Source organism: Blochmannia endosymbiont of Polyrhachis (Hedomyrma) turneri (assembly GCF_000973505.1).
In the GTDB taxonomy this organism is placed as follows: domain Bacteria; phylum Pseudomonadota; class Gammaproteobacteria; order Enterobacterales; family Enterobacteriaceae; genus Blochmanniella.
In genome coordinates, this window is sequence record NZ_CP010048.1 from 284,536 (window position 1) to 295,252 (window position 10,717).

At 27.1% G+C, this 10,717-nt stretch carries 8 protein-coding genes; 6 read left to right on the top strand and 2 right to left on the bottom strand.

Annotated features, from left to right (window positions below):
- Positions 1–32: 32 nt before the first annotated feature.
- Positions 33–362 (bottom strand): cell division protein ZapA, encoded by a 330-nt coding sequence (zapA, locus tag BTURN675_RS01220; protein ID WP_046288756.1) that lies wholly within the window; start codon positions 360–362, stop codon positions 33–35.
- Between the two features lie 671 nt (positions 363–1,033).
- Here zapA and BTURN675_RS01225 point away from each other — a divergent pair.
- Positions 1,034–2,194 carry an FAD-dependent monooxygenase gene (locus tag BTURN675_RS01225; RefSeq protein ID WP_046288757.1) on the top strand — a complete coding sequence of 387 codons (1,161 nt, stop codon included), beginning with the start codon at positions 1,034–1,036 and terminating at the stop codon, positions 2,192–2,194.
- A 36-nt stretch (positions 2,195–2,230) separates the two neighbouring features.
- Positions 2,231–3,466: a Rossmann-fold NAD(P)-binding domain-containing protein gene (locus tag BTURN675_RS01230; protein WP_046288758.1), complete on the top strand. Its 1,236-nt coding sequence runs from the start codon at positions 2,231–2,233 to the stop codon at positions 3,464–3,466.
- A gap of 186 nt (positions 3,467–3,652) precedes the next feature.
- Here the strand turns inward: BTURN675_RS01230 and ygfZ are convergent, their stop codons facing one another.
- Positions 3,653–4,633: a tRNA-modifying protein YgfZ gene (ygfZ, locus tag BTURN675_RS01235; RefSeq protein WP_046288759.1), complete on the bottom strand. Its 981-nt coding sequence runs from the start codon at positions 4,631–4,633 to the stop codon at positions 3,653–3,655.
- A gap of 338 nt (positions 4,634–4,971) precedes the next feature.
- Here ygfZ and prfB point away from each other — a divergent pair.
- From prfB to lgt, 4 genes are all read left to right on the top strand, one after another.
- A protein-coding gene (gene prfB, locus BTURN675_RS01240) for a peptide chain release factor 2 (RefSeq protein WP_144406090.1) occupies positions 4,972–6,070 on the top strand; the annotation gives its coding sequence in 2 pieces (ribosomal slippage) (positions 4,972–5,028 and positions 5,030–6,070; 1,098 coding nt in all).
- A gap of 19 nt (positions 6,071–6,089) precedes the next feature.
- Positions 6,090–7,643 (top strand): lysine--tRNA ligase, encoded by a 1,554-nt coding sequence (gene lysS / locus BTURN675_RS01245; RefSeq protein ID WP_173424200.1) that lies wholly within the window; start codon positions 6,090–6,092, stop codon positions 7,641–7,643.
- Positions 7,644–8,064: 421 nt separating this feature from the next.
- Entirely contained in the window at positions 8,065–9,354 is a 1,290-nt protein-coding gene (gene lysA, locus BTURN675_RS01250) for a diaminopimelate decarboxylase (RefSeq protein ID WP_046288760.1), read from the top strand.
- A 438-nt stretch (positions 9,355–9,792) separates the two neighbouring features.
- Positions 9,793–10,677, top strand: coding sequence for a prolipoprotein diacylglyceryl transferase (lgt, locus tag BTURN675_RS01255; RefSeq protein ID WP_046288761.1), 885 nt, complete (start codon positions 9,793–9,795; stop codon positions 10,675–10,677).
- Positions 10,678–10,717 lie beyond the last annotated feature (40 nt).

Here is a 10,717-nt window from a genome sequence, read left to right on the forward strand (position 1 = left end):
TTTGGTGATATATTTTTTGTAGTAGTTATTTGTTATTCAAATTGGTTGTTGGAACGATCTGATATTTGTTCATGTTTTAATAATGCTTCTTCAATGGTTTTTTGCAAAATTTGAATATGTTTTTCAATGTTTTTTGCATAATCTTGTATTTTTAGTTTTTCTTGTGCTAATTCGTGACATATATTGAGAGCAGTAATGAAGGCAATTTGTTCACTATTGTTTATGTTAGTTTTTGATTTGAGAGTGTGTAATCGTGTATTGAGATCTTCTACTGCTTGCATAAGAGCTTCTTCTTGTTTATGGGGACACTGCACTCTAAATGTACGTCCAAAAATTTGGACATCTATCGGTTGTCCAGACATATTATGTCCTTAAATGTTTATACTATATTTATTTTTAATGTATATTTTTTATTATTAGTTGAGGTGGTTATATTGTTATGATTTAAAATACAATATAGTAAATATAACACATTATTATTTACGATTTGTTGGTAAAGTGTCAAATATTTTAATATATCGTGAAATTCAAGTTTTTTTTGTATTTATATGAATGCATGTTGACAACATTCATTAAATACGATCAATGTTTAAGGTCTATGTTATTTTTATTTTTTATTTTAGTATACTGTATAAAATAGATGATGTTATTTTGTATTTACAAAAAAATTAATTTTTTATTTTTTTAGCAATATATTATAAAAATTATTTTTGTATAGTAATTTAAAGATAATATTGTCATACATGATTGTTATACATGTTATATAGTTTTAGTATATAATTTTTTATGAGTTTTTTGAATTAATATAATGTGATTTGTGTATATAATATTGATGTTCGATGTATAATATTATGTATTAGGTGTTTAGATTTTTATATTATATATTATATGTTATTTTAAATTTTTGAAAAATTTTAGTTTTTTAGTTATTGTATGTACTACATAAAAGTATAAAAAATATTAATGATATGTATTTAATGTATTAAAAATAAAATGTGTTTATTTTAATAGTTTAAAAAATTGGTTAGATAATATGTCTGTTATTATTAATGGTGGAGGGATATCTGGTGTTATTTTAGCGTTAATGTTATCTAAATTCACTTTGGGAAAGTTACGTATTAATATTATAGAAAGATTACCTAGTAGTTTGTTTTCCAGTGCATATGATACTAGATATATTGCTTTATCTCGGAATTCGTATTGCACATTAATGTCTTTTGGTATTTCTTCGATTTTATCCTCTTGTAGTGTTGCTATTAAAGAGATAGAGGTTAGTTTTGATAATCGGGATGTTGTACTTTCTGCTTCTGATTATCAGATGTCTGCATTAGGATATGTTATTGAATTACATAGTGTTACATCAAAAATTTTTAATATGTTAAATAAATTGACTTCTGTTGATTTTTTTTGTCCGGCAAAATTACAGCAGATAATACGAAATCGGTTTGATTGTTCAGTTATTTTGCATGGTGGCCGTGAAATTTCTGCTCAGTTATTAATAGCAGCAGATGGTTCTTATTCTGTTTTGGGTGATTTATGTGGAATAGAATGGGAATTTTTTGATTATAAACAAGTAGCTGTTATTGCTAATATTGTTACTGCCCTTCCACATGAAGGGCGCGCTTTTGAGATATTTACGTGTTATGGTTCTGTAGCTTTATTGCCTATTTTAAATAGTCAAAGTGCTGTAATTTGGTGTATTCCAATTTCTTATAAAGAAGAGGTTTTAAATTGGAGTTCATCCGAATTTTGTCAAAGTTTACAGAAAATCGTTAAATGGAAATTAGGTGCTATACTTGATGTTGATAAACGTTATTGTTTTTCTTTATTTTTGCGAAAATCTAAAAGTCATATATCTCATAGATTAGCATTAGTTGGTAATGCAGCACAGACTTTACATCCTATTGCAGGACAGGGTTTTAATCTTGGATTTCGTGATGTTCTTAATATTTCTAAAATAATATCAAATGCAAATGTTAGGAGCATGGATATTGGAGATTATAATATTTTAAAATTATATGAAAAGAGTAGACAATTAGACCAAGGTAGGGTAATTACAATGACACATGGTTTAGTCTGTATGTTTAATGGTTCTTGTTTTCCGTTAATATTTTCTGGTAATTTTGTTTTAAGTGCTATGAGACATAGTAAGTTGCTGCGCGATATTTTTGTTCGGACAGTGTTAAGTTGGTAGTAATATTGATTAAATGTATGAGTTGATAGGAATGTTGTGAAAAATTTTGATATTATAATAACTGGCCAGACCATATCAGGATTGGCGTTAGCGTGTGGATTGCCTCGTAATTTTAAGATAGCTATTTTAAATAATCAAAATCATGGTTATGAGTCTGATGTTGTTTTTGATAGCGTTGTAAAACTGTCAATGATTAGTATTGCGGTATTTTATTTGTTGCGTTTTTTAAAGGTTTGGGATACTTATATTATTGATGCAGTAACTTCTTATTGTTCTGTAAATATTTCTGAAAAAGATAGTTTTAATAGCTTTACCTTTAATTGTTTACATGTAGGTTATCCATGTTTAGGTTATATTGTGGATAGTTCTATTATTTATAAGTCGTTATTATTTCGTGCACATTCGTTAGATAATATTTTTTTTATAAATAATTGTGATTGTTACACAACCAAAATAATTGATAAAGGAGATATGTTATGTGTGGTAATGAATAATAGATATTATTTATTAGCTAAATTATTAGTAATTACTGATAGTTGTTTGTCTTTTTTGCATCAAAATTTAGGTATTCCTGTAACATATTGGCATTATCCGTATAGTATATTACTTGGCACAGTATGTTTTGAACATCCTCATTCTAATATTGTTCGTTATGTTTTTCAAAAGAAAAATATATTAGTATTGCTCCCTCTAATGGGAGCGAATTCTTATTTTGTTTTTTGGTTGTTATTTTCTGATTCTTTAAATAATTTTCATGCTTTTGTTGATAAAAAATATTGGAATGATTTGTTTATGCGTTCTTGTTATGAATTAGGAAAAGCGTCTTTTGAAGATAATATAAAAATTTTTCCATGTGTGGCCAGATATGCTAGACATTCATCAGTAAGTCGTTTGTTGTTATTAGGTGATATTGTTTATGATATTTCTCCTTTTAAGTATCAAAGTATAAACACATCTTTAATAGATGTAGCACTATTATTAGGAGAAATATATAAATTTGGGAAATTTATTTATACAGATATAGGATATAGTTCCTGTTTGTGTGCTTATGAACGGAATAGAAGAAAAATGATGATGAAATTTTTTAAGAATATTCAGTATATGCGAATGTTTTTTTCTGGTGATATCCTTTTTCAACAATGCGTTAGGGCTACTGTTTTTCGATTAATGAATGAAATTTCTCCATTTGTAGTTTCGTCAGATATTAGTCGTATAATAATTGGGTTTAATGACATACCTAATTGGTTGTTAACTAATAATTTTGATGATTAAGTGTGAATTCAATATTTTGTAATATAATAAATATGAAATCATGTTTTTTAAAAGTTATACATGTATATGCATTGTTTAAGAAAATATTTGTTGTTTATAGTATTACAAAGTGTGAAACAATTTAATTTATACACTTTGATGTTATTATATATAAATTTATATAATTTTATTGCATTGATCTGTATATTATGTAATAGAATATGGTAGTGGAGAAATTTTAAATATGTTTTTATTTGTTGTATCGTTTATTATTCTAAACTGACTATCATTGGATATGTTATGGGGTAAGACAGCTTGTATCCATGTTTCTTTTGTTTGTATTTGACAAGATTCTAGTATTAATCCAATTGGTTTCCATCTATTGTTATACATTTTTATTTCTAAATTGGTACCATTAGTTGGTAAGTGGTTATTGTTTTTCCCAATTAACCAATACAACGCGCGTTTATTAGTATTTTTATATTGTGTGCGTGCTATAATTTCTTGTCCAATATAGCATCCTTTGTTGAAGCTAATACCTTGTAGTATATGGAGGTTAACTGATTGTGGAATTAATTTTTCACTAGTTTGAGTGTTAATTATTGGATATCCCGCCTCAATATCTAATGCGGTCCATTGTATTTCGTTATTGCATGTTATTTCTTCGTTTAATTGTTGTAGTATGTGTTTTTTATGTGTTGGGATAAGTAGTAAGAATCGTTCTTGTGGAAGATGAAAATATAATATTGTTATATCGGTATTATGGACAAGTTTTTTTTGTATGTTTGGAAGTATTGGAAATAGATTTTGTAATTTTTCTCTTGCATTATTTCCAGCAAAACCAACTAATGTAATAGTGTTGTCAACAGTAATTGTAATATTTGAAAATATTGCATATTTTTTCATTGCTTCTATTTGTTTATTATATAGCGAACTTCGTTCGATTATAGCCATTTCAGAATTTAAATAAAATACGTACATATTATTGATTATTTTTCCTTGTGGATTACAATGAGCAGCAAATGTATATTGATTTTTGTTAATTGTATTACAATCGCATGTAAGTTGTCCTTGTAGATATTGAACCGTATCTTTTCCGGATACCTTGATTAATTTCCAGTCATTTAATGATATTAAAGTACATGGTAAATTTTTTGATGGTATCGGCAATTTATGTGTAGAATTCATATAATTTCAGTATTTTTTATATTTTAATTCTGTATATTGAGTTTGGTTATAATAAATTGTTTTGAAAAAGTTTAATAATATTTTTGTGGTATTTTTAAAATTTTTCCAAATAATATATCATATTTTTTTATAAATTTTGACAAATTAGTTCATAACTGCAATTTATTTGTTGATGTGATAAAATGATGTTTTATATAGTAAAGTATAATTTATTTTAAATGAAAGTATTTAGATTATTATTTAGATTATTATGAGTCAATTATAATAATTATATTTGATATCTCGTTGTAATAAATGAAAAATTATAATTTTGTAGTAACAAATAATTGGTGAAAATTATGTTGGAAATTAATATATTAAAAAATAGTATTAGTAATATGTTGATGAGAATGATTAACATTAAGGAGTATTTTTGATTATGATGTTAAAAAGGAGTCTTTGAAAGAGGGAATATATAAATTGAAATCTCCCGATATGTGGAATCAACATAAAAAAGTAAAAATTTTGAGTAAAGAGGTTGTTTGTTTGGATAAAGATTTAAAGGCGATTGATAATATTGTTCAAGATTTGCAAGAATTAAATGATTTTTTAGATTTATTCGAATGTGAGTTAATTGATCAAACGGATGTTCAGGTTTTTAAAGAGGATTTAGATAATATAGAGCATAAAATTGCTCAATTAGAATTACAACAAATGTTATCTGATAAATATGATGTTAATTGTTATATAGATATTCAATCTGGTTCAGGTGGGGTGGATGCCCAGGATTGGGTAAGTATTTTATTGCGAATGTATTTACGATGGATAGAATTTAAAGGATTGAATGGTAAGATTATTTCAGAATCGTTAGGAGATGTAGCTGGTTTGAAATCAGTAACATGTAATATTAGTGGCAGATATGCGTATGCCTGGTTGCGTACGGAAACAGGTATACATCGTCTGGTTAGAAAAAGCCCATTTAATTCTGCAGGACGTCGTCATACTTCGTTTGCTTCAGTGTTTGTATATCCAGAATGTGTAGAGAATATTAATGTTCAGATTAATACATCTGAACTTCGATTTGATGTATATCGTGCTTCTGGTGCGGGTGGGCAACATGTAAATCGTACAGAATCCGCGGTTCGGGTTACTCATTTACCAACTAATATTGTTACACAATGTCAAAATGATCGTTCGCAACATAAAAATAAAGAACAGGCTATAAAACAATTAAAAGCAAAATTATATAACCTTGAGTTACAAAAAAAAAGAACAGAAAAGGATATTATAGAAAAAAGTAAATTAGATATTACTTGGGGCAATCAAATTCGTTCTTATATTTTAGATGATTCTAGAGTAAAAGATTTGCGTACTGGGTATGAAACGCACAATGTTCGTTCAATATTGGATGGAAATTTAGATCAGTTTATTGAAGCAAGTCTTAAAGCTGGATTATAAGTGTTCATGGAGATTTTTTATGTCTACAATGTATATGCAAAATGATTCGTTTTCATTAGATACTACAGAGAATATTTGTAGTAAGGAATTTTATATGCGTCGTGAGAAGTTGTCGAAATTACGGTGTAATGGGGTGGCATTTCCAAATGATTTTCGTCGTAATGTGGTTTCTGATTGTTTACATAAAAGATATGGTAATAAAAGTAATGAAGAATTATATTTATTAAACATTGATGTGAAAATTGCTGGTCGTATGATGAGTCGTCGCATTATGGGAAAGGTTTCATTTGCAACTATTCAGGATATGGGAGGCATGATACAACTGTATATTGCTTATGATTCTTTACCGGTAGGTTTATATAATGACCATTTTAAAAAATGGGATATAGGAGATATTTTGGGAGTACGGGGAACGTTATTTAAAACAAAGACTGGTGAGTTATCAGTATATTGTAAAGAGATTTATTTATTAACTAAATCTTTACATCCATTACCTGATAAATATCATAAGTTAGTTGATCAGGAAATTCGTTATAGAAAAAGGTATTTGGATTTGATTATTAATCATAAAGTACGGAATATTTTTAAGATACGATCTCTTATTATATTTGAGATACGAAAATTTATGTTAAGACATGGTTTCCTTGAGGTAGAAACACCGATGATGCAACCTATAGCAGGTGGTGCATGTGCTCGTCCATTTGTCACTCGGCATAATACATTAAATATTGATATGTATTTACGAATTTCTCCTGAATTATATTTGAAAAGATTGGTTGTAGGTGGTTTTGAAAAAATTTTTGAAATTAATCGTAATTTTCGTAATGAAGGGATATCTTCATTACATAATCCTGAATTTACCATGATGGAAATTTATGTTGCATATGTGGATTATCGTGATTTAATTGTATTATTAGAACGTTTATTGCGTACATTAGCAAAGCGTATTTTAGGAAGTTATGTAGTGAAATATGGCAATTATATGCTTAATTTTAGTCAACCATTTTTGCAAATGACTATGCATGAATCAATTTTTTATTATTATCCGCATCTTCAATTAGAAGATATAAATAATGTAAAAAATTTGATTGCTTTTGCATTGTCTTTTGGAATAAAAATAGATAACACCTGGAAGTTGGGTAAAATACAAACCGTGATTTTTGAAAAACTGGTAGTGAATCATTTAATACAGCCAACGGTTATTACAAGTTATCCTACAGAAGTGTCTCCGTTAGCTCGTGCTAGAGATGATAATTCTTTTTTTAGTGATCGTTTTGAAGTTTTTGTTGCTGGTCGTGAAATTGCTAATGGTTTTTCAGAATTAAATGATTCGGAAGAACAGAAAGCAAGATTTTTAGAGCAATTACAAGATAATGATAATGACAATAATGGTGGCAACATGGATAATAATATGGTGAATTATGATAAAGATTACTTAACGGCGTTAGAATATGGATTGCCGCCAACAGCTGGAATGGGTATAGGTATTGATCGCGTAATTATGTTATTAACTAATCAGCATACTATTCGTAATGTCATTTTATTTCCTACTTTGCGTCCGAAGAATAAATAATTTTATGTATTAAAATAAATAAAATGATATATAATATATTTTTATATGAAATTTATAATTTTTTTAATTATCTGTTGTATATGTATGATTTATTTATTAATTTTATTAATTAACGAATAATAGGATATAAATTATAAGAGTATTATTATATATAGATTGTGTTTTGCAATGGCTGTAATATTAATTGAATGGTGATTTGATATATTTGTTGATCTTTGTTAGTAATGTGTTATTGATATAAGATCAATAGATCTTTTGTGTTTTATTGTCAATAAATATAGTTTACAATGAAAATTTTTGCTGTGTAATCATATGATATAACAAAAAATTTAATACATCAAAAAAAATGTTCGTTGATTAAAATTGTTGTCATTTTATGGATTATATTATTTTATGTTTATTTGTAAGGTGGATATACAATATGCCTCGTGATATTTATGATGTTATAAGTAATGCTAATCATTTAAATATTGAAAATTTGCAATTTTTATATAAAAAATATAATGGACCAGTTTGGGTTTATGATGCTTCAATCATTATTAATCAAATTAATCGTCTTCGTCAGTTCGATACAATTCGGTTTGCACAAAAAGCTTGTTCTAATATTCATATTTTACGTTTAATAGGTTCACATGGGGTAAAAGTAGATGCAGTATCTTTAGGAGAAATTGAACGTGCATTATTATCTGGTTTTCAATATGGAGAAAATAGTGATGAAATAATTTTTAGTTCTGACTTATTGGAAGAACCTGTGTTGAAAAGAATATTAAACTTAAATATTTTAGTAAATATTGGCTCAATAGATATGTTGCATCAGCTTGGTATTTGTTCTTATGGACATAGAGTGTGGTTGCGAATTAATCCTGGATTCGGATCTGGTCATAGTAAAAAAACTAACACTGGAGGGGAAAACAGTAAACATGGTATTTGGTACAAAGATATACCGTTGGCATTATCATATGTTCATCGTTATGGATTAAGATTACTTGGATTTCATATTCATATTGGTTCTGGGGTAGATTATAATATTTTATCGAAAGTTTGTGATGTAATGGTAGATCAGGTTTGTTCTTCCAGAGAGGATTTGATAGTTATTTCTGCTGGAGGAGGATTGTCAATTCCGTATTATGTTGATAATATTAATATGTTAAATATTGATCATTATTTTAATTTGTGGAATTCCGCGAGAAATCGGATTAGTGATTATTTGGGTCATACAGTTCGGTTAGAGATAGAACCGGGTAGATTTTTAGTAGCAGAATCTGGAATGTTAATTTCGCAGGTAAGAGCAGTGAAAGATGCAGGAGCTCGGCATTTTGTTTTGGTGGATGTAGGGTTTAATGATTTAGTTCGGCCTGTAATGTATGGTAGTTATCATCATGTTTCTTTAATACCGGCGGAAAAACATAGAAATATTTTTCTTGAGCCTGTGTTTGATACTATAATAGGAGGTCCAATTTGTGAGTCTGGTGATGTATTTACTCAAACTGAAGATGGTGATTTAGAACCCCGTAGTTTGCCGTATGCTAAAGTTGGTGATTATTTAGTATTTCATGATACTGGTGCTTATGGTTCTTCTATGTCTTCTAATTATAATAGTAGGCCTTTTTTACCTGAAGTGTTATTTAAAGATGGAAATATGTATCAAATTCGTCGAAAACAAACTTTAAAAGAACTACTTTCATTAGAAATGTGTGATTTATATTTATAAAGAGTATAAAATACTAGATTATTAAAATAAAGTATTTTAATATATAATTATGTTTAACAAAAATTTTTTTTATTGTTTTAAAAATTCTTGGAATTATTGATTTTAAATTATTGATTTTTATTAATATATATATTTGTAATGATATTATTTTTTTTATTTATAGTTATAGGTTAAATTAATACATTATTTATAAATATGTGATTGATTATATCAGTAGAATGTTTTATTGTAGTTTCGAAAAATAAATTTTATATTATAAATAATTTTAGAAAATATTTTAAAATATAGTTTATTAGTTTATGTGTATAATACTAACTAGGTGTATATAATAGTATTCATTGGGACTATGAAATTATATTTTCGATCATATTTTACTGTACTTACTAAATGTAAGTATAAAATATTTGTTTTAAAAAATTAAGTAATGAATGATGATCTATGTCTATAATATTAGTTAATTATTTAGTGTTTCCTTATATAAACCCAATAATATTTTCATGGGGACCGATTTCTTTACATTGGTATGGTGCGATGTATTTTTTTAGTTTTTTGTTTGGTATCTTGGTTTTGTCAAATCGGGCTAATTTTATTGAAAATTGTTGGATAAAGAAAGAAATAGAAAACTTATTATATATTAGTTTTTTTGCTTTATTAATAGGTGGTAGAATTGGTTATGTAATATTCTATCAACCTGAAATGTTTTATCGAAATGTATTGTGTATATTTAAAATATGGGAAGGAGGGATGTCATTTCATGGGGGATTAATAGGTGTTATTGTTGTGTGGATATTATTTTCTTATTATAAAAATTTTCCCTTTTTTAAAATTTCAGATTTTATTGTACCTATTGTGCCATTTGGTTTGGCTGCTGGTCGTTTGGGGAATTTTATTAACGGAGAATTATATGGTCGAGTAAATATTGATATTCCATGGGCTATGTTATTTCCCAATACTCAAAGGCAAGATATATTAGATATATTAAAACATTCTGAATGGGAAGTAATATTTGACATTTATGGTGCGCTGCCTCGTCATCCATCTCAACTATATGAAATGTTATTAGAAGGTGTATTGTTGTTTATTATTATTAATTATTGGTTAATTCGCACATCTCCTCCTATTGGGAGTATTTCTGGATTATTTTTATTTCTTTATGGTGTTTTTCGTATTTTTGTTGAATGTTTCCGAGAACCAGATTTACATATTGGTTTATTTATGGGTTATATAAGTATGGGGCAAATTTTATCAATACCCATGGTTATAGCAGGGATTATAATTCTTTGTGTTTCTTATGGTATTTTTTGTAAAAAAGATTTTAATTAATATTTTATGGTAATTTATTCTAAATTAGTTACTAAAAAAG